At 51.1% G+C, this 21,336-nt stretch carries 15 protein-coding genes; 10 read left to right on the forward strand and 5 right to left on the reverse strand.

Translation table 11 applies throughout. From position 1 onward, the window contains the following. The first annotated feature begins 136 nt into the window (after window positions 1-136). Together CLV60_RS09975 and CLV60_RS09980 are read left to right on the forward strand one after the other, a co-directional pair. Complete coding sequence (locus tag CLV60_RS09975) at window positions 137-2,257, forward strand: S8 family serine peptidase (RefSeq protein ID WP_170118756.1); 2,121 nt, start codon at window positions 137-139, stop codon at window positions 2,255-2,257. Window positions 2,258-2,387: 130 nt separating this feature from the next. Then, window positions 2,388-3,023, forward strand: a complete 636-nt coding sequence (locus tag CLV60_RS09980) for a hypothetical protein (protein ID WP_146151546.1) — start codon at window positions 2,388-2,390, stop codon at window positions 3,021-3,023. Between the two features lie 27 nt (window positions 3,024-3,050). On the opposite strand, the gene CLV60_RS09985 is transcribed toward CLV60_RS09980, so the two are convergent. From CLV60_RS09985 to CLV60_RS09995, 3 genes are all read right to left on the reverse strand, one after another. Then, window positions 3,051-4,565 carry a DUF1501 domain-containing protein gene (locus CLV60_RS09985; RefSeq protein WP_106595231.1) on the reverse strand — a complete coding sequence of 505 codons (1,515 nt, stop codon included), beginning with the start codon at window positions 4,563-4,565 and terminating at the stop codon, window positions 3,051-3,053. Between the two features lie 2 nt (window positions 4,566-4,567). Then, window positions 4,568-7,792 (reverse strand): DUF1553 domain-containing protein, encoded by a 3,225-nt coding sequence (locus CLV60_RS09990; RefSeq protein WP_106595232.1) that lies wholly within the window; start codon window positions 7,790-7,792, stop codon window positions 4,568-4,570. Between the two features lie 336 nt (window positions 7,793-8,128). Next, window positions 8,129-8,356: a hypothetical protein gene (locus tag CLV60_RS09995; protein ID WP_106595233.1), complete on the reverse strand. Its 228-nt coding sequence runs from the start codon at window positions 8,354-8,356 to the stop codon at window positions 8,129-8,131. Between the two features lie 306 nt (window positions 8,357-8,662). On the opposite strand from CLV60_RS09995, the gene ypfJ reads away from it, so the two are divergent. After that, window positions 8,663-9,508, forward strand: a complete 846-nt coding sequence (gene ypfJ, locus CLV60_RS10000) for a KPN_02809 family neutral zinc metallopeptidase (RefSeq protein WP_106595456.1) — start codon at window positions 8,663-8,665, stop codon at window positions 9,506-9,508. Window positions 9,509-9,520: 12 nt separating this feature from the next. Here ypfJ and CLV60_RS10005 read toward each other — a convergent pair whose 3' ends face one another. Further along, window positions 9,521-9,751: a DUF4287 domain-containing protein gene (locus CLV60_RS10005; RefSeq protein WP_106595234.1), complete on the reverse strand. Its 231-nt coding sequence runs from the start codon at window positions 9,749-9,751 to the stop codon at window positions 9,521-9,523. A gap of 125 nt (window positions 9,752-9,876) precedes the next feature. Between CLV60_RS10005 and CLV60_RS10010 the strand changes: the two genes are divergently transcribed. From CLV60_RS10010 to CLV60_RS10040, 7 genes are all read left to right on the forward strand, one after another. Continuing rightward, on the forward strand, window positions 9,877-10,257 hold the full coding sequence (locus tag CLV60_RS10010) for a response regulator (protein ID WP_106595235.1): 381 nt from the start codon (window positions 9,877-9,879) through the stop codon (window positions 10,255-10,257). 54 nt (window positions 10,258-10,311) lie between these two features. Then, complete coding sequence (locus CLV60_RS10015; RefSeq protein WP_106595236.1) at window positions 10,312-12,018, forward strand: PAS domain-containing sensor histidine kinase; 1,707 nt, start codon at window positions 10,312-10,314, stop codon at window positions 12,016-12,018. A 98-nt stretch (window positions 12,019-12,116) separates the two neighbouring features. Further along, window positions 12,117-15,380: a SusC/RagA family TonB-linked outer membrane protein gene (locus CLV60_RS10020; protein WP_106595237.1), complete on the forward strand. Its 3,264-nt coding sequence runs from the start codon at window positions 12,117-12,119 to the stop codon at window positions 15,378-15,380. Between the two features lie 21 nt (window positions 15,381-15,401). Further along, the gene (locus CLV60_RS10025) at window positions 15,402-16,844 is read left to right on the forward strand and encodes a SusD/RagB family nutrient-binding outer membrane lipoprotein (protein ID WP_106595238.1); all 1,443 of its coding nucleotides are present in this window, start codon (window positions 15,402-15,404) and stop codon (window positions 16,842-16,844) included. A gap of 120 nt (window positions 16,845-16,964) precedes the next feature. After that, a complete protein-coding gene (locus CLV60_RS10030; RefSeq protein ID WP_229210901.1) occupies window positions 16,965-17,225 on the forward strand; it encodes a hypothetical protein in 261 nt (86 codons plus the stop codon). 20 nt (window positions 17,226-17,245) lie between these two features. Then, window positions 17,246-18,505, forward strand: a complete 1,260-nt coding sequence (locus CLV60_RS10035) for a ComEC/Rec2 family competence protein (RefSeq protein WP_106595240.1) — start codon at window positions 17,246-17,248, stop codon at window positions 18,503-18,505. Window positions 18,506-18,663: 158 nt separating this feature from the next. Then, window positions 18,664-19,617, forward strand: a complete 954-nt coding sequence (locus CLV60_RS10040; protein WP_229210902.1) for an alpha/beta fold hydrolase — start codon at window positions 18,664-18,666, stop codon at window positions 19,615-19,617. A gap of 568 nt (window positions 19,618-20,185) precedes the next feature. Here CLV60_RS10040 and CLV60_RS10045 read toward each other — a convergent pair. Next, window positions 20,186-21,226 (reverse strand): NAD(P)-dependent alcohol dehydrogenase, encoded by a 1,041-nt coding sequence (locus tag CLV60_RS10045; protein WP_106595242.1) that lies wholly within the window; start codon window positions 21,224-21,226, stop codon window positions 20,186-20,188. Window positions 21,227-21,336 lie beyond the last annotated feature (110 nt).

Consider the following 21,336-nt stretch of genomic DNA (forward strand, 5'->3'; position numbering starts at 1 on the left):
ACTCTACCGGAAGGTTGATGATTTTCCGGTTGTCTATTCGAAACTACCGGTTGAGAATCGTATATAGTAAAGCGGTTGGGATGGATGTAATATGCCTGAAAATAAAAGGTCTATTCATCATCCAAACTCAATTCGTATGAAAAAACTTCTTTTCCTCTGTCTGTTAGTAGGTTGGTTTCATGTCGTCGCGCAACTCAGGCAGCACCCCGAAGTTTTGCTGGCGCATCCTATAATGCTCAATCAGGAAGGGGAGGAGTCGGCTGGTTTTACGGACTTGGTTATTGCAAAACCTAGGGATGGTGTTACCGAATCCGAGATCACAGCAGCGTTCCGCGCCGGTGATTTGGACGTGCGGATTGACAGGACAGATACCGATCCGAATATTTACGTAACCAGCCCTGCGGTATTGAGTGATCCATTAACAGTTTGTGAAACGCTTAATCAGACAGGTCTATTCGAATATACGCAACCCAACTGTCTGCGATTTGTCGAAACAGCAGGTACTCCCAACGACCCACTATATTCGGCTAACTGGGGCTTGGCCAAAATAAACCTGCCCGCGGCGTGGGATATGACTACTGGCTGCGCGAATATCAAAATTGCGATTATTGATGATGGTGTGCAGTTGAATCATCCTGATTTAGTCGCGAATATGCTTCCCGGTTTTGATGCCACGAATAGCGGAACAAACGGAGGACACGTAGCCGGTGAGGAAATGCACGGGACATTTTGCGCGGGCTTTGCAGCAGCTTCCGGAAACAATGGCATTGGTGTAACTGGTGTGGCCTATAATAGCAAAATTATTCCCATAAGAGCACTAAGCACAAACTTGGCTAGCGACATTACCCTTGACCAATTCATAGCCACGGCAATAAATCATGCTGTTAATGTAAAAGGGGTAGATATCCTTTGCATGTCGTGGGGTCTGGTTGCCAGCAACCCGGCTATCGACGCAGCAATCTACAACGCCCTTAATAACGTCGCGATAAGCGGTAGAAGTGGAAAAGGCACGATCCTGATCGGAGCAGTCGGAAACAAGGGAGAGCCAACCTTTAGACCGTTGCCTGGCAATGCTACTTCTGTTTTAATGGTTGGAGCATCGTTATCAAATGACACTAGATGGCCAAAATCCAACTATGCAGTGAAGCAGGTTGACGTGATGGCTCCCGGTGCTCTTGTGACAACTATCGCTGGAAGTGGCTATGCAAACCAGCCTGCTGAAAATGCCACTTCCTGGTCGGCTGCTGCGATTTCGGGATTGGCTGCGCTCATCTTATCAGTTAACCCCAACTTAACTGAGACGCAGGTAAGAAGGATTATTGCCGAAAGTGCTGAAAAGGTAGGCGGCTACACTTACGCAGTTGGTAATGGGGCCACTTTTGCAGATTTGTCTCACAATAATGAAATGGGTTATGGTCGTGTCAGCGCATTGAAAGCCCTTGAAAAAGCGGCCGGAGCACCAATGATTGGGCCTGATCTAATTTGCAATAATGGCGGATACACTTTAACTGCTTTTCCTGCCGGTTCTTCCGCTGTTTGGTCTGCATTCCCCGGCCTTTCTATGAATGGGAATCTGGCCACCCGGCAAAATGGATACAGTGGAGCTGGCACGATAACTGCAACGCTTACGGTCCCAAACGCCTGTGCAACAATTCCTGTCAGAAGAACTATTTGGGTGGGAAATCCAAATTTAACCAAAACGGTCAATGGGGCGGTTTCTGGCACGACGTCGGTAAGCCCAGGAAGTAGTTACAATCTTGCAGCTTCATCCAGTAGCCCTGGCGCCACGTTCAATTACAATAATTATGCTGGGTCGGGGAATATGACCATTGATCTATACACTCCCAATAATCCGACGTCTCAAATGTATGTCTACTCCAACTCAACAGACGGCTTTCGACAGGTAAAACTCACTGCCACCAATGCGTGTGGTAACTATGCGGAGGACTTTGTTTTTCTGTTGGAATCAGGATTTAAAGTATATCCAAATCCGGCAATGGGAAAAATCACTTTGGAATTCGCTAATACTGCCATGCTGGCGGCTATGCCTTCAAAAATTGAACTGTTTGCTGAGAAATCAACACAATCCGTGCGCTCGGTGGTAATAAGGGAAGTTTTTGACATAAAAGGCTTTCATGAAGGAAACAAATTGCATTGGAATGTGTCTGATCTCCCGCGCGGGACATACTATTTGCATGCGACGAGGTCTGAAAATTCGCGAGAGGTTGTCGATAAGTTGAAAGTGATCCTTGAATAGCCCCATGAAATCCTATGAAACCAGCACTATTACGCTGACAATCCGACAGATGAAGTATGTTTTATCAACCTTAGCAGTAATTTTCATCGTAAGTTGTTTATGTCCGTCTGTGAGCGCTCAGCATAAAGGCATGGATTTAGGCATATCTGTTTCTACCGGCAGGAATTTCTACGATAAAAAGTACTATGATCAGCCTCAGTTAGTGCCAGGCTGGGAGACGAATTTCAAAACAAACTATTTATGGTCGGCAGGTATGTGGACGGAAAAGTCTCTAAGCCCGCATTTCTCGACCGTAATTGAGTTTCGGTTTATGGAGGAAGACGTGCCCGAAAATATGCTCTGTCAATGCAACACTGTCCTGGAAGTTCTGGACACCGACGAAAAGCATCATTGGGCGACGGTCGAGACTGGGTTGAGATATTATATTAAGCCTACCTCCAAATTATCGTTATTCGCGGATGCCCGGGCTGAGATAAACTGGCTGATCGCCGCCCCGACGGAAAGGTACTTCATGAACGACCTCCTGGCCAAAACATATGTCAATTGGAATGCATTCGGCTATAAGCGCTTTGTACCCGGGGTATCGCTTTCATTGGGTGCGAAATGGAAAAGGCTGACATTGAACTTGGGCGGCATGACGAACCTCGCCCGCTCGATGATACGCAATCCAGGAACCTACAATCAAGTTGTTCACCCAATCAAAACCGGCTTCTTCGGCAAAGGCTTTTTCCTAAAAACCTCATTTACATTCATCAAACTCAAATAACCCCTTAACCCGAACCGCGCAAAATCATCACGCGAGAATATCTTTGACCAATTTCCCATGCACGTCGGTCAATCGGAACCGCCTGCCCTGGAATTTGTAGGTGAGCCGTTCGTGGTCGACACCCATCAAATGCAGCAGGGTAGCGTGGAAGTCGTGAACATGCACGGGGTCTTTGATGATATTGTAGCTGAAATCGTCGGTTTCCCCGTAACTGATACCGGATTTTACGCCTGCGCCGGCCATCCACATCGTGAAGCAGCGCGGGTGATGATCGCGGCCATAGTCGGTCGCGCTGAGCTTGCCTTGCGAATAAACGGTCCGGCCGAACTCTCCACCCCAGATCACGAGGGTGTCGTCGAGCAAGCCGCGGCGTTTCAGGTCCATAATCAATGCGCCGGTGGCCTGGTCGGTGGCTTTACATTGCTGGGCAATGGCTTTGGGCAGGCCACCGTGCTGGTCCCATCCCTGGTGGTAGAGCTGTACAAACTTGACGTCCTTTTCCAGCAGTTTCCGTGCGAGCAGGCAGTTGGCAGCATAGGTACCCGGGTCGCGACTGTCGGGCCCGTAGAGTTCAAACACATCGTCGGGCTCCGCGGAGGTATCCATTACGTCGGGTACGGAGGTCTGCATGCGGAAGGCCATTTCGTATTGCGCAATGCGGTTGTTGATTTCCGGATCGCCGTATGCGTCGTTTTGAAGCTGATTCAGTTTGGAAAGATAGTCGAGCATTTCTTTCCGGTCGTGGCCATCGTAACCTTCCGGATTGTTGAGGAAAAGCACCGGGTCCTTACCCGACCGGAACTGTACGCCCTGGTGCCGCGATTCGAGAAACCCATTTCCCCACAAGCGCGCGTAAAGCGGCTGGTCCTTGGGCGCATTTTTGGAAACCAATACAATGAATGTGGGCAGGTTGTTGTTGTCGGTACCCAACCCGTAGCTTACCCAGGAGCCGATCGACGGTCTGCCCGGAAGCTGATTGCCGGTTTGGAAAAAGGTAATGGCCGGGTCGTGGTTAATGGCCTCAGAATAAATGGATTTGACAATGCAAAGATCGTCTACCACCTTGGCCGTGTAAGGCAATAGCTCGCTTACCCAGGTCTTGGTTTTACCATGCTGGTTAAACCCGTAGATCGACGGCGCCATGGGCAAGACACTCTGACTGGCACTCATCCCCGTAAGCCGCTGACCTTTCCGCACCGAATCGGGCAGATTTTGGCCTGCCATCTGGATCAGTTTCGGTTTGTAATCAAATGTTTCGAACTGCGACGGCCCGCCGGCCATGAACAAATACACCACGCGCTTCGCTTTGGGCGCGATATGCGGCAATGCTTTCAGAATTTCCGACTCCAAGTCAGCGGATGGAACCGCTGCTTGCCGGGATGCCGAGCCATACAATTTATCCAGCCCGAAAAGCGACCCCACCGCCATCGCACCGAGCCCGAGCGAGGTTTGGGTAAGAAAACGGCGGCGGTCCAGTTTCCGGTGAAGCTCGTTGAACTCCGGCGTATGCAGGCGGAAGTCTTCTTCGTGATGGTGCTGCATGGTTATCGTTTGGTTAAGGCGGCGTCTGAATTGAGAATGGTACTGGCTACCACGCTGTTGGCAGCAAGCAATGCGGGGTCAAGCGTTTTGTCGGCCGAATGCTGACCGGTATGCAGCCACCCTGCGGTCTTTTTGGGATCTTTCCGGAACTTGTCTTCCTCCACTTTTCGCAACGTCAGCAGCAAGTCCACTTCTTTCAACGGTGGTTTCCGACCGGTCAGCTTTCGGTAGGCTGAGGTAATGGATTGGCGTGCGTCGGGAATGCGGCTCATTTGCTCGCCCATGACGCGCATGGCTTCCACGAATGTCGGGTCGTTGAGTGTCACCAGAGCTTGCAGCGGTGTATTGGTCTTTTGCCTGCGTACCACGCAGAAGCTCCGTGAAGTAGCGTCAAATGTTGCCAGGGTAGGGTTCGGTACCGAACGTTTCACAATCACATACAGGCTCCGGCGGTACACAGCATTGCCCGAATCGGGCGTGTAGGTGGTGTTGTTGATCGACCATAGCCCTTCCGGTTGGTAAGGTTTCACACTCGCGCCGCCTATTTCGGTATTCATCAATCCGCTTGCCATCAATGCATTGTCTCGGATCATTTCGGCCGACATCCGGTTGGCAGGGCCGCGTGCATACAGACGGTTTTCCGGATCGCGATCGCGCACGTCCCGGCCCGCACGGGAGTCCTGGCGGTAGGTGGCCGACATGACAATCAGCTTGTTCAGCTTTTTAATATCCCAACCCGATTCGCGGAAGGTAACGGCCAGCCAGTCGAGCAATTCAGGGTGTGTTGGCAGCCCGCCCTGGTTACCGAAGTCCTCTGTCGTTTTGACCAGCCCGGTACCGAAGAAATTCTGCCAGTAGCGGTTCACAGCCACGCGTGCGGTCAGCGGGTTATCCGCGTGCGTGAGCCATTGCGCGAGCCCGTACCGGTTTTTGGGTAAATTTTTAGGGTATTCCAAAATTGAGGCCGGCGTCGACGGGAACACTTTTTCGCCCAATGCATCATAATTCCCGCGAAGCAGGATGTGCGCTTGTTTGGGTTTGGGCATTTCCTGCATTACCATCAGTTCGCGGATGTATTCGGTAGAATCCGAGAGCTGCGTGCGGGCGTCGCGCAAGGCCACGCGTGCTTTTGCCATCGCAGGATCAACTGCGGAAATGTAATAGCTTTTCAATGCGGTGGTCTCCGCTGAGGTCAGTTGCGCGGCAGGCTTCGCAATTACGGTCGACCACGAAGATTTACGGGCTAGTATTGCTGTTTCAAATGGCGTGAGCTCACGGTTATATACGGTGATGTCATCGACCTGCGCATTTTTTAACCCAAAACCACGCCACCACGCACCGACCTGCAAGCCGGGCTGAACGGAAGATTTGAAGAGAATGTCCTTTGTCAGCTGATCCATAGTCGTTTCCATCGCGGCTTCCTGCCCATTGACATACAACTTGAACCCGGCGGCTTTCGACGAACCATCATAAGTGACAGTCAGTTGTACCCACTGATCTTTCGGAATGGGTTGCTTGCTGACCCTGGTGAGCGCGTCCGACGGGGCAGTATGGGCCATATTCAGTTCGAGGCGGTCGTTTTTGAGGTATAAATGGTAGCCCCGGAAGTTGTAAAGGCGCTCCGCCTGGCTTTTGTGCATTATCACGCCTTCGTGCAGTTCTTTGGGGATATTCACCCAGATCCCCACGCTGAACGGCTCCGATTTCCGGAACACACCGTTTTGGCCCAGGTCGAGGAAAACATCGCCGTCGAGCCTCAGCGACTTGCCGTCGGATTTAGCTGCAAATACCGGATCGCCGCCCGGAGAGCCTGCCTCCCGCTTCATCACGCCCGTCTCTTTGGCATTTACCGCGTTGCGCAGTGAGCCGTTTTCAAAAGTATAATAGGCCTGTAAACCAACTTTCGGCAGCGGCTCCCTGGCAAGGTTGCGGTAGCCCGCTTCGTTCATCCATTGCTTAAAACCGGTTTCTGAATTGCGCTGGGTGGCTGCAAGCTGCTGTTCTTCGGTTTTGATCCTGGCCTGGATAAACCGGAGCGTCTGCTCTTGCGCGGTAGTTGGCAATAGCATGGTCGGGGTAGGTAACGCGTCGTCCCATGATATCTGCCCGGCTTCTTTGACATTATTGAAGAAGCTGAACAGTTCATAGTAGTTTTTCTGCGAAATGGGATCGTATTTATGGTCGTGGCATTTGGCGCAGCCCACCGAGAGGCCGAGAAATGCATCGCCGAAGGTGTTGGTGCGGTCGACGACATATTCGGTCTGAAACTCTTCTTCAATAATACCGCCTTCCATGTTCTGCTGGTGGTTGCGATTGAATGCGGTGGCAATGCGCATGTCCTTCGTCGGATTGGGCATCAGGTCGCCGGCGAGCTGCCAGTGGATGAACTGGTCATAATGCATGTTTTTGTTAAATGCATTGATCACCCAGTCGCGGTAGGGCGACATGTCCCTGAGCCTGTCGACAGTGTAACCATGCGAATCGGCAAAACGGGCCAGATCGAGCCAGTCGACGGCCATTTTTTCACCATAATGTGGGGACGCGAGCAGCCGGTCGACTTGCTTTTCGTAGGCATTCGTCGAATTGTCTTTCAAAAAAGCGTCTGTTTCGGCTAGCGTCGGGGGCAGGCCGGTAAGGTCCAGCGAAACACGGCGGAGCAGTATTTCTTTCTCTGCCTGTGCCGAAGGTTGCAGTTTTTCCTCTTCCAGTTTTTTAAATACGAAATGATCGATGGGATTCACTGCCCGGTTATCGTATTGCGTTTCGGGTAGGTCGGACTTTTCAGGTTTTACGAATGCCCAATGCGGCTTGTACTCGGCACCTTCATCGATCCACCGGATCAAGATGGCCTTCTCGCGGGCGGAGAGACTGAGGTGCGACTCAGGTGTGGGCATCACGTAATCCGGATCGGAGGACATGATACGGTGGAAAAATTCGCTGTCGGCCAGGTCGCCGGGATCGATGGCGGTCAGTCCCGAATTTTTGGAGACTTTATGAAATGCGGATTCAGCCATATCGAGCCGGAGGCCACCTTTTTGCTTGGCTTTATCCGGACCGTGGCAGGCAAAACATTTGTCGGACAGTACGGGTTTTACGTGTTGGTTATAATCCAGCTTATCGGGCAACGCTTTCATGGCAACCTCCACATCCTCGGGCAGTTTGGGGGAACAAGAGAAAAAATGCCCGGTCAGCAACACCCACAGAATGAAAAACTTAATATGCTTCATGCTCAATGATACCCGTTTGATCTCGTTCGGCTTCCTGGTTCAAAAAGGCAAAAGCCGCCGGCTGTGTTGTTATACGCTTTTTTCATCGATGTTTTGTTCATGGATGAAGTTACCCGGTATAGGTGACCGGGGAAAGCGTCCTTAATTGTGTAAAATATTATTGATTTTGTGCAAAAATACGGAGAATAAGTTCAAAAAGCTGATGGCTTATTGACTTAAAGTGATACCCGGTTTGCTTAGCCGGGAGGCAGCGTTTGATGATTTGGCGGGTATTGCCAGAAAGAAGAGAAAGAAAAAAGAGGAACGTCAGGGGTTGAGTGATTCAGCAGTACTGCGCTACTGCTGCGCAACGGCCGCCGGGTCGTTGTTTCGGATGGACACGCGAATGTCCTCGATTTGATGGTGGTTCAGCCAGCGTCGAAAGTCCAGTGCGTGTTCAGGCTGATGGTGGATGATCGCCCCGTTGGTCAGCATAAGTGTGAATGTGCTGTACGCCTGCAAAAACTTGCAGACCTCCTTGGAGTGATATTCGAATCCTGCAAAGTAAGGTTTAGTGTAAGACATAGGCCGATTTAATTAACTTCTAGTTGCCTAAATTTAAATACATCGTTCATCGGACGAAGAATTTATTGAGCAATGTTTCTGAATTACTTATTTAACGGCTTTACAAGTTATTGTATGGAGAAAAGCCTTTACGGAATATGCATATTGTAGACTTTGCCGACAATACTTGTACAGCAGGGCGTCCTTTGTAAAATTATCGTGGCACACCTCTTTTCATGGCTGGCATTATTTCTATATTTGAGTGCTCCGGGTTCGGAAAGCAGGCCCGTATTAAATTCTATTTTTAACCTAAAATACATCAACAACATGCGTTGGCAGGATTTACGCAGAAGCAGCAACGTGGAAGACCGCCGCGGAATGTCGGGCGGGGGCAAAGTTGCATTGGGAGGCATCGGGGTGATCATCGTGGTTGCTATCGGGTTGCTGACCGGTCAGGACCCTCAGGAAATACTCTCGAACATACAAGGCGCGCAGACCGAACAGGCCGAAAGCCGGCCGGCAGGGCCGCGCCCGGATGACAAGACAGCGGATTTTGTGTCGGCGGTGTTGGGAAGTACCGAGGATGTCTGGACGCAGATTTACGCGCAAAACAATGCGGAATATGAAAAGCCGGTGCTGCAAATGTTTTCAAATGCAACACAAAGTGCCTGCGGCGGGGCTTCGTCGGCGATGGGGCCATTCTATTGCCCTGCCGATCATAAGGTTTACATTGATCTCACTTTCTGCGATGAGCTGCGTGATCGGTTCAATGCGCCGGGCGAATTCGCGGTGGCATATGTGGTGGCGCATGAGGTAGGGCACCATGTGCAAAACCTGATGGGCATTTCGCAGCAGGTGCAGGAGCAGCGGAGAAATTTGAGCGAGGCCGATTACAACAAGTTGTCTGTTAAACTGGAACTACAAGCTGATTTCCTCGCGGGTGTGTGGGCCAACCACGCTAACCAGATGAATAAAATTCTCGAACCGGGCGATCTGGAATCCGCGCTCACCGCCGCCAATGCCATCGGTGACGATAAGCTTCAGAAGGAATCGCAGGGCTACGTAGTGCCGGACGCATTCACGCACGGCACCTCGCAGCAGCGGATGTACTGGTTCAAGAAAGGTTTTGAGACCGGTGACCTCGCTCAGGGGCGCTTTCAGGATATCCGATAGCGCTTGCTAACGTTAATCGCTGTTTTCGTCTTTGATCCCTTTCAACAATGCGTAAATAGCCATGGCGTGCCCCTGTCCGAGATCGTAATCCGTTTTGAGCCATTGAACAATATCGCCAGCCTTCGTGCTGGCTTTTAATTGTCCGTTGGCGGTGAAGCCTTTTTCTTCCGCAAGCTTCCGGAAGTCGTCGGGGCCTTTGCCGGTTTTGGCCAGGATGGTTTTGAGGTATCCCTGGAATGACATAGTGTTTTCGGTTGGTTTAAGGTTTCGAAGCGCAAAATATAGGGTATATAAAATTCGTCGCAAAAGTTTACTTGATTTAGGTCATGTTGTAGTATAATTTGCAAGGGTTTTACACCCCCTATCGAATGCTTTATCAGAATATTCTTCTCATCGATGATGACGAAGATGATCAGGAGATCTTCCTGACTGCCCTTGAATCCACCCGGAAGCCGGTTCGATGCACTGTTCTGGACAGTGCCAGAAAGGCATTACGCCAGATTATCCAGGGAGAAATCGAAGCCGATCTTATTTTTCTCGACCTCAATATGCCCTTGATGAACGGGCAGCAGTTTTTAACGGAAATCAAAAAGGATGAACAACTCCGTAAAATTCCGATCGTAATCTTGTCCACTTCTTCTAACGCTGCCACGGCTATGCAGGTAAAACAGCTCGGTGCTTGCCATTTTTTTACAAAACCGGACCGTTTTGAAGATCTGGTAGCAATTCTCAATGAAGTATTGGTATAGCCTGCTCATTCTGGCGCGATTATAGTAGGGGCATTTGCGTATTCATTCACCGATATGGATTTACGTAGGCCCACAGACGACCAATTTTTTCATTTTATTCAGGGAGGCGGCGAAATGGGTGCCCTCACGCGCTCGTTCGACTGGTCTCAAACGCCGATTGGTCCGCCAGATCAGTGGCAGCAAAGCTTGCGGACAACCCTGGGTATTGTGCTGCATTCCGCATTTCCGATGTTCCTTTTCTGGGGCGACGACCTGATTTGTTTCTATAATGATGCATTCCGCCCGAGCCTGGGAGCCGAGGGCAAACATCCCGCGCTGGGGAAGAAAGGCAAGGAGGTATGGCCGGAAATCTGGGATTTTATCGGACCGCTGCTTAATAAAGTGATGACCAGCGGGGAGCCGGTCTGGTTTGAGGACCAGCTTGTGCCGTTTTTCAGGAACGGTAAGATCGAGGATATTTACTGGACATTCAGTTATAGTCCTGTTTACGACGACAGCGGGCAGGTCAACGGGGTATTTGTCACTTGCACCGAGACAACCCAGAAGGTGATGATATTCAACCGGCTGCATGATTCCGAACGGCGCTTTCAGAACCTGGTAGTGAATGCAACGGTGGGGATAATCGTACTCATCGGAGAGGATATGGTCGTGGAAATTGTCAACGACGCATACGGACAGCTTGTTGGCCGGTCGCGGGAAGAATTGCTTGGAAAGCCGCTTTTTTCCGTGATCCCGGAAACAGAACCGCATTTCAGAGATTTGCTCGACGCAGTCAGGACCACTGGTGAACCGATCTTCCTGAGCGAGCATCCCTATTTTGTGTTTGTGGATGCCGAGAAAAAAGAGGGGTTCCTGAACCTGGTATACCAGCCCTACCGGGCTGACGACGGCAAAGTGCATGGGGTAATGATCCTCTGCCAGGATGTGACAGTGCAGGTGATCGCGAAATTGAAAATGGAGGAGATCGTGGCCGAGCGCACCCAGGAGCTTGCAAGCGCGAACCGGCATTTGCAGCGTTCCAATGCGGAGCTGGCGCAATTCGCCTACATTGCTTCACATGATTTGCAGGAGCCGTTACGGAAAGTAGCCACGTTTACGCAAATGCTGGAAGCCGAGCTGGGTGGGACCACCGATCGCCAGCGGAATTATCTGGACAAAATCAAAAACGCGTCGTCGCGAATGCTGCTGCTGATCCGTGACGTGCTTACTTTCTCGCAACTGGCAAGGGACTCGGACCTGGTTACCCAAACGGACCTTGGCACCGTGCTCGATAATATAGTAGATGACCTCGAATTATTGATCGATCAGAAACACGCGTCGATCACTTACAAACGGCTTCCTGTGGTGGAGGCAGTTCCGCTGCAAATGGCGCAGCTCTTCGGAAACCTTATTTCGAATGCATTGAAGTTTACAAGGAACGGCGTGGACCCGATCATCTCCGTTTCGGCAGAAATGTTGGATAAAACCGCATTGAAATCGTACCCGATGCTGGACACGCGATGTGCCTATCACCATTTGCAGGTCAGCGATAATGGCATTGGCTTCGAGCAGGTTTACGCGGAGCAAATTTTTGAAATTTTCCAGCGCCTGCACGGTAAAAAGGATTTCGAAGGAACGGGTATCGGGCTGGCGATGTGCAAGAAGATCCTGCAAAACCACCACGGGCATATTCACGCCACATCCACAGAAGGCAAAGGGGCCACATTTCATATTCTGATACCTGAAAACCAGTCTTGTTTTGCCGATTCGTCGACACTTTGACCCTAGTCGTCGATTTCCTTGATCTTCATCAAGTACCCATCAGTATACGTATTTTGATTTCGCCTTTAAAGAATATTTAATCTTTAAATTTTACAAATATGGCGCAATCAATACGAAGTTGTTTATCGGTCTTACTGGCCGTGCTGTTTTGTGCATATGAAGCAGCCGGGCAGGAAAGGCGTGTGAAAGGAAAGGTTACGGATGAATCCAATGCCGGTATACCGGGCGTGAGCGTGCTTGTTAAGGGCACCAACAACGGTACCAACACCGACGCGGAAGGGAATTTCAGCATTGCGCTGTCTGCCGGCAGCCATGTGCTTACCGTGTCGTCGATCGGACATGTGACCCAGGACGTTAACGTACCCGTTGGAATGACTGAGGTGACTGTCAAGTTGAAAGCGGACGTGAAAAGCCTCGGGGAAGTGGTGGTAACTGCGCTTGGGGTGCAGCGCAGCACGCGGAATGTCGGGTATGCCGTGCAGCAAATCGACGGCGGGGGCATTCAGGAGGCCAGGGAAGTAAACTACATCAACTCCTTACAGGGAAAGCTGGCCGGGGTGCAGATCGGCGGTAACAGCGGCTCGATGGGCGGCTCGTCGCGGGTAACGATCCGGGGTTTGAAATCCATTTCCGGTAATAATAATGCACTATTTATTGTCGACGGGGTGCCGATGGCCAATATGAACCTGAACTCTTATGGCGTTACGGGCGGGCAGGGGACAGGCGGCGGCGGTTATGATTATGGTAACCCTGCGCAGCTTATCAACCCCAACGACGTCGAGAATATTTCGGTATTGAAAGGTGCCGCCGCTACGGCCCTTTACGGCAGTCGGGGGCAGAATGGGGTCATTTATATCACCACCAAAACAGGCAAGGGCTCCGGCAAGCTTTCTTTGAATTATGACCTGAATATCCAGGCGGACCAGGTCTCGCTTTTACCTAAATTCCAGAACCTTTACGGCGGCGGCGGAAGTTCGAGTTTTACGAAGTTGTATATCAATCAGAACCCGTCCGGTTTCCTGCCCGGCGGCGGTACTTACGATGATGGCGACGGGAAAGGCCGCTATGACCTCATTCCGGACTACGGTACCGACGAATCGTGGGGGCCGAAGATGGAGGGGCAATTGGTGCGGCATTACTGGTCGTGGGATCAGGATCGCAACAATCCGAATTTCGGTAAAACCGCTCCTTGGAGCCCGCATCCTGATAATGCAAAGGATTTTTTCAAAACCGGCGTCACATTCTCGAACAACCTCTCGGTAGCCAGCAGTGGCGATAATGGTTCGATCCGTTTTTCTGCCGGGCAGACCAAGCAGAACTTTATTTACCCGGGCAGTAACCTGAACCGCTTTTTTATCAGCCTGAATACGGTTTATAAATTCAACGAGAAGTTCACATTCAGCGGTGGGATCAACTATGTGAATGACCATTCCAAAGGCCGGCCCGGAACGGGTTTCTTTGGCAATAACCCGATGCTGTTTTATGTGATGTTCGGGCAGCGGCAGATCGATGATGCTTACCTGCGCAACTACAAATATGCCGACGGTACCGAGCAATCGTGGAACCGCACGGCCTGGAATATCCAGAAACCTGCATTTACACAAAATCCTTACTGGAATCAGTACGAAAACTACAATACCGACCAGAATAACCGGTATTTCGGCAACGCGGGCCTTACCTACAAGCTTACGGACTGGCTGTCGGCCGACGTCCGTGTTTTCTCGGACTACCTCAACCACCTCGACGAAGTCAGAAGCGCGAAAGGCTTTTTTGTAGGTTCTTATGCCAAACGGGCGGTGATTAACAATGAAAACAATTACCAGGGAACGCTGAATGTCAACAAGAGCTTTGCCGACTCCAAGTTTACACTGGAAGCAGTGGCCGGGGGAAATATATTAAGGATTAAATCGAGCATCGATGCCGGCAATACGAATGGCGGGTTGCAGAATCCGATGGTGTACGTGCTGCAAAACTCGGTGACGCCTGCGACGGTTTCCAATTCTTACGGGAACAAGCAGATTAACTCGGTTTTCGGCTCAGTGACATTGGGTTATAACAAATACCTGTTCCTGACTGCCACGGGCCGTAACGACTGGGCTTCGACTTTGAAACAGACCGGCAACTATTCCTATTTCTATCCATCGATATCGGGCTCGTTCATTTTCTCCGACCTGATCACCGATTTGAAATGGCTCACGCTCGGGAAGGCGCGCCTCTCGTATGCACGCGTGGGTAACGATGCCGATCCGTATTCGGTCTCGAGGTACTACGACTACGTGGCGCCATTTGATACATATCCCTTGCAAAGCACTTCCGATAAGCTTTTCAATAGCCGCCTGAAACCGGAATTGTCATCGGAAACCGAAGCCGGTGTGGATTTTAAATTCTTCAATGACCGCCTCGGAGCGAATTTTACCTACTACAACCGCAAGACCAAAAACCAGATATGGAACGTGCAGATACCTTCCGAAAGCGGGTTTACCACCAAAGTCGTGAATGGAGGAACTGTTCAGAATAAAGGAATCGAGCTCACCTTATCGGCTAAACCTGTGCAGACTACCAATTTCAGCTGGCGGGTAGGGCTTAATTTTTCCAAAAACAAAAACATTGTTCTTGACCTGAACAGCACCGGCGACAATATTGCGGGCATCGAGCGATTCATTATCGGTACCGAGCGCCGTACGAACAAGGTATCGATGGTAGCGCAGAAAGGAATGTCGCTCGGTACCATGCTGGGAACGGATTATGTGTATGATTCCAAAGGCAACAAAACGGTGGCCGACAACGGAACTTACAATGTGACGCCAACCCCGGTAATCATCGGGGATGCCAACCCGGATTTCATCGGCGGCTTATCGAATATGCTGAGCTACAAGAATTTTTATCTTTCGGCGTTGGTGGATTTTCAAAAAGGTGGTGATTTCTTTTCCTACACCAATTTGTACGGAAACAAATCGGGTATGCTGAAAGAGACTGCTGAAAACGGTATCCGCGAAAACGGGGTGGTCAACCCGGGCGTGAAGGCGGATGGTTCTCCTAACGACATTGTGGTGCCCGCCAGGACGCATTTCAATGCCGACGGTGGTAACCGGATCAGCAGGGCCAACCTCTACGACGGCAGCTACATTTACCTGCGTGAGGTGCGGCTGGGCTGGTACCTGCCCGACAGCTGGGCACAGAAGATCCGCATGCAGGCATTGCGCGTGACGCTCACCGGACGAAACCTCTGGCTGATCAAAAGCAATGCGCCGAACGTTGACCCGGCCAATATTACCAATTCCATCAGCAACCAGATCGGCTTTGAAGGTGGTGCATTGCCGGCCGTCCGCAGCTATGGTGTGAACCTGAATGTTACTTTCTGACCCGGTTTTAAATCGATTGATATGAAGAACAAGATATTATTACTGCTCGCCATGCTGCTGGGCTTCACGGGATGCGACAACTTCGAATCGTTGAATACCGACCCGGCGCGGTCTAGCGAAACGCAGCCGGAATTCCTGCTTTCCAATGCCCAAAAACGCGCCAGCGACCTGATGTACGATTCCTATTTCAACGGACGGATCGGCATGGAGCTTTCGCAGTACTGGATGGGCACCGACAAGACTTCCGACGGACGTTTCCTGTTTACCAATGACGGCCTGTGGGCGGGACTTTACGCAGGCCCATTGATGGATCTGAAAGAGATCAGTAATTATTATGACCGCCACCCTGCCGAAAAAAGCGCGCATACCCTCGCCGTGGCCGAGATCCTGAAAGCCTGGATTTTTCACGTGCTGACTGATGTTTATATCGATATTCCTTACACGCAGGCATTGCAGGGCGAGAACATTCCGCAGCCGGTGTTCGACCAGGGCAAGGATGTGTATACGGTGCTGCTCAATTCGCTGAAAACGCAGATTGATGTACTTTCGGGTACCTCTTCCGGTGTAATACGGGGAGACATTATCGCCAAGGGCGACGTGCAGCAATGGATCAGGATCGCGAATGCATTGCGTATGCGTATCGCCATGCGCATGGCCGATGTCGCACCCGCGGAAGCGAAGGCGGTGATTGAGGATGCTGCCAAGAATACGCTGACCGGCACAGCCCAGGATGTGTATTTTCCTTACAATGTGGCTACTACGACGAACCGCTTTCCTTACAATGACGTGGAGCGCCCATTAGTGGAGTTTGCCGTCACTTCCACGCTGGTTGATTACCTCCAATCGGTCAATGACCCGCGGTTGCCGGTTTTTGCGCGTCCTGATGATACGAATGGCAAATACATCGGCAAAGTGTACGGTACAGAGGCCAATACGCCGACGATGATCGGTCTTTCGAAGCCGGGTGTTATTGCTTACAGCGGTTCGGCTAAGGGCTACATGATCACTTTTGCGGAAGTGGCATTCATTAAAGCAGAAGCTGCGGCGCGCGGAATGAATGTCGGGAGCGAGACGCCCGAAACGCTATATAATGATGCTGTAAAGGCGTCGATGGCGCAATGGGGCATTACCGACGCGAAAGCGGTGGAAGCTTATCTGAAAGTCGTGCCTTACAAAGCGGGTACCTGGAAAAACGTGATCGGAACGCAGAAATGGATTGCGATGTACATGCAGGGGCTGCAATCGTGGCTGGAACGTCTGCGGCTCGATCCGAAGAAGCCGGATGGCAGCGCGTTGTTTATCCCCCCGGCGTCGGGCAGCCTCGATCCGGACGTGACCGATGTGCCCAAACGGTTGAAATACCCTAGTAACACGCGTGCCAGCAATGCACAAAATAGTGAAAGTGCTGCCAAGCGGATAGGCGGTGATACTCAGGCAGTGAAGAACTGGTGGGACGTCCAATGAAAATTAAGATTTTGTTAAAGCATCCTCTATCTTGATTCGGCTCCTTACCTTTGGCGCCGAATTAAGTTTGGATGTGAGATGACGCACGAAAAAATATTTGTTTTAGAAACCGGAAGAGCCGTGAAAGTAAAAGTGGAGGGCGTACTAGCCGACGACCTCTCGAAAGTAAGTATCCAGGTCGATGTTTTGATTAAAGATCCGAAGGAAGAAGAGTTCAGGCCGCCCATCGGGCTGACTCACCCGAAGTACTGGAAATTGAAAAACCTAGAACCCGAAAAAGCCACTGCGCTGCAAATTCAATACAGCGGCGTGCACAGGAAGCAAATCAGGAAAACCATCCGGGAGTTTGATAAATTGCATGCTTTGGAGGTACAAGCATAAACCCTTTTTCAGTAAGCTAAATGAGGTACACCACTATCGTAAAATCAGGCCTGGCCATTCTTTGGCTGGGCTTCAATGCCCCGGTTGCTTTCGGGCAAACCGTTGGTCAGGCACTACCTGCCTGGCATGAGGGCGAAATGGACATTCACCATATCAATACCGGTATGGGCAACGCGACGTTCATGATCCTGCCGGACGGGACGACGCTTTTGGTGGATGCCGGTGCGCTCGATCCTACCGAGGCGCGCACGCAAAGCCCGCGCAATACGAAGGCAAAGCCCACCGCCGAACGCCAGCCCGGCGAATGGATAGCGCGCTACATCCGCAAGGTTTCCAAGGCCCCGGTAGTGGATTATGCGCTGATAACGCATTTCCATGATGACCACATGGGCACGCCGACGAGCACTTCCAAACGGTCGGAGCAGGGGAAGTATGCATTGGCGGGCATTACCGAGGTGGCCGAGTTTGTGCCGATAAAAAAGATTATCGACCGCGGCTGGCCGGATTATTCCTACCCGCGACTATCCGCGGACACGATGGTACGAAACTACCGGACGTTCCTGGACTGGCAGGTGAAGAATAAAGGGCTGCGTGTAGAGGTGAGCGTTCCGGGCAGGAACGATCAGATCGTTTTACTTCATGATCAGCAGAAATACAAAGGTCTGTTCGAAGTGCGGAATATTTCGGCTAATGGTGAAATCTGGACCGGTGTGGGCACGACCACCCGCAAGCATTTTCCCGAATTGAAAGATCTGAAACCTGAGCAATACCCGAGTGAGAATATGTGCAGCATTGCCACGAAAATCAGTTATGGGAAGTTTGATTACTTCACGGGTGGTGATACGCCCGGCGTTTTGCAACCGGGAGTTCCAGCCTGGCATGATGTAGAAACGCCGGTGGCGAAGGCCGTTGGGCCCGTGGACGTTCATATTCTGGACCACCACGGCAACCGGGATTCGCAAAATGATTTCCTGCTGAGCGCATTGCGTCCGCGCGTGCTGGTAATCCCCGTGTGGTCGTCGGATCACCCCGGGCACGACGTGCTCGACCGGATTTATTCACAGCGCATTTACCAGGGTGAGCGCGACGTGTTTGCCACCGATATGCTGGAAGCCAACAAGCTGGTCATCGGTGAAATGTTGAACCGTTTGAAAAGCGACAGCGGCCACGTGGTCGTGCGGGTGGCTAATGGGGGAGATAGTTACAGGGTTTTTGTGCTGGACGACCGCGATGAGCAGCTGAAAGTCAAGTCTATTCACGGGCCTTACATCTCCCGCTGAAAGGAAAGCCCGAGCGAGCTTCTCTGCTTTGGGCATTTAAGCCGCTGCATTGTCCATTTCAAGCGCTGTTTCGTCGATTTGAATCTTATCTTGATTTCCCGTGCTGGTATGTGAATCTACTTTTGACCCGTCAATCATTCACATACCAAACAATTAAAATGATGAAAATCAACACGGGTGTTTCCTTAAAATCTGTATTCTTTTCCGCCTTGCTCGCATTCGGGCTGGTTTCTTGCAACAATGATGAAGCCTCCGGCAACGAACCCACGCCGGTAGCAGTGGACTATCATCAGACGGCTAAAACACAATTTATCGAAGCAGGAGGTGTGAAGTATGCCTATCGCATGCTCGGAAATCAGGCCGGTGTCCCGTTGGTGCTGCTGGCATCGCTCGGCAGCTCGATGGACGACTGGGATCCTGCTATTACCAATGGGCTAGCGCAGAAGCATAAAGTGATTTTGTTTGATAACCGGGGCGTGGGTAGTTCCACGGGCCAGGTACCTGCCACCATTGCAGAAATGGCGACTGATGCCGTTGTGTTTATGAAGGCAATGGGTTTCACGAAAGTAGACCTGATGGGTTTCTCGATGGGTGGCTTTATCACCCAGCAAATCCTGCTCACCGAACCGGCGTTAGTCCATAAGGCCATTCTGACGGGCACAGGGCCGAAAGGAAGCGAGGGACTTGCCAATCTGCCGAATATCATCGCATCGACTGCGGGTCTTACGCCGGAAGAAACTTTCCTGACGTTCGGTTTTACCAAGTCGGAAGCGAGCCTGAAAGCAGGAAATGCATCCTACCAGCGCATTCAGCAACGCAAAACCGATCGTGACCAGCCTTTGAGCCAGCAGGCAGGTGGCGCACAGCTGTCAGCGGTATTAGCCTGGGCGAAGCCATCCCCCAATGCGTTGAATGAACTGAAAGCGATTCAACAACCGGTTTTGTTTGTGCAGGGGAAAAATGATGTGCCCGTTCCGGTGATCAATGCCATCAATGCCTCGCAGAGCATTCCCAACGCAAATCTGGTCGTGTATCCCGATGCGGGCCACGCGGCATTCTGCCAGTATGCCGACCGATTCGTGCAGGAAGCAGTTGATTTTCTGGGAGAGTAGAGCTACGGCTTAACCAGTGAAGTAGTGTGCCGTTCGGACATTTTCCGGGCGGCACTTTTGTTCATACAGTGCTGCTTAGGTTCCCGCAGGATAAACGGTATTTTATTTGCTTTGAATGGGGCGAGGCGTATTATATATTCGCTTGAAACAAAGGTACTTTCAATCAAACGACACCTTATGGAACTGGCGAACTACATCTCGTGGGCCATTATGATAGGCACCGGAAGTTGGGGATTATTTTCGGTAATTAAATACATCTCGATCTTTTTTAAGGATGAAGTGACGTTCACCAACCTCAGAAATGGCAAGACAATTACAATTTGGGAAGCATCACCGAAAAGGTCAGGCTGAGGAACTTCTGGATTTTTTTGAGTGAAAATGTCCTCAACCAGAACCAGGAGAAGGAAGACGGTTAGCAGGGCAGATAGCTCGGTAACTGCAATCGCATCATTCTATTCCACTATTATCTTCCACTTCCCTGAATCTGGATTAAAGGGAATTCAATATGGATTGATGTCCGTCAAAAATATCTACCCCAGCACTATTTGCAGTACCGGGGTAAACAAGCCTACAAAGTAGCCATATCAATCACGAACCGGTACCGCACGTCGCCTTTGAGCATGCGAGCGTAGGAAGCGGTGATGTCTTTAATGTCGATCAGCTCGATGTCGGACACGATGTCGTGCTCTGCGCAGAAATCAAGCATTTCCTGTGTCTCGGCAATGCCTCCGATGCCGGAACCTGCCATGCTCCGGCGGCCCGTCAGCAGCGAAAACGGCTGAACGGAATAAGGCTCGGTGGGCACACCTACATTGATGAGCGTTCCGTTTGTGCGTAGTAGCGATAAGTAAAGATCCATATCGTGCACGGCAGAAACGGTGTCGAGGATAAAATCGAAACTGCCTTTTACGGCATTCACCTGCTCGGGATCGGAGGTCACCACGAAATGATGCGCACCAAGATCCTTAGCCGCCTGCTCCTTGGAAGCGGAAGTACTGAGCACGGTCACTTCGGCACCGAATGCTACACCAAATTTTACACCCATATGGCCGAGCCCGCCAAGGCCGAGCACCGCCAGCTTATGACCTTTACCGACTTTCCAGTGGCGAAGCGGCGAGTATGTGGTAATACCTGCACACAGCAGCGGAGCGGTGGCTGCCAAAGACAGTTTGTCGGAAACAGAGAGCACGAATTCCTCCCGCACGACAATGGTGTTGGAATAACCACCATAGGTAGGTACACCGCTGCGGTCGAGATTGTTGTAGGTTTGAGTGTTACCATCGAGGCAGTATTGTTCCAGGCCGTCCTTGCAGTTTTCACAAACCTGGCACGAATCGACCATACAGCCTACACCGGCCAGATCGCCTGCTTTGAATTTCTTCACGTGCGCGCCTACCTGCGTGACTTTTCCAACAATTTCATGTCCGGGGACCATCGGGAAAACGCCCGGAAACCATTCGTCCTTGATCTGATGAAGATCGGAATGGCAGACACCGCAATAGTGGATTTCGATCTGAACGTCGTGCGGGCCGACATCCCTTCTTTCAAATTCCCATGGCGTGAGATCGGTCTCGGGTGTTTGGGCTGCGTATGCTTTTGCTTGTATCATGTCAGAAAAAGGGGTTTAATACGATCACAAAATTAGCAGGCAGTTTCCTATCGGGGTTAATACTTTCAAATCAATGCTTATAGTTTTCAAACAATGCCTTTTAGAGCTCC

It is taken from the genome of Dyadobacter jiangsuensis (assembly GCF_003014695.1).
GTDB classification, from domain to species: domain Bacteria; phylum Bacteroidota; class Bacteroidia; order Cytophagales; family Spirosomataceae; genus Dyadobacter; species Dyadobacter jiangsuensis.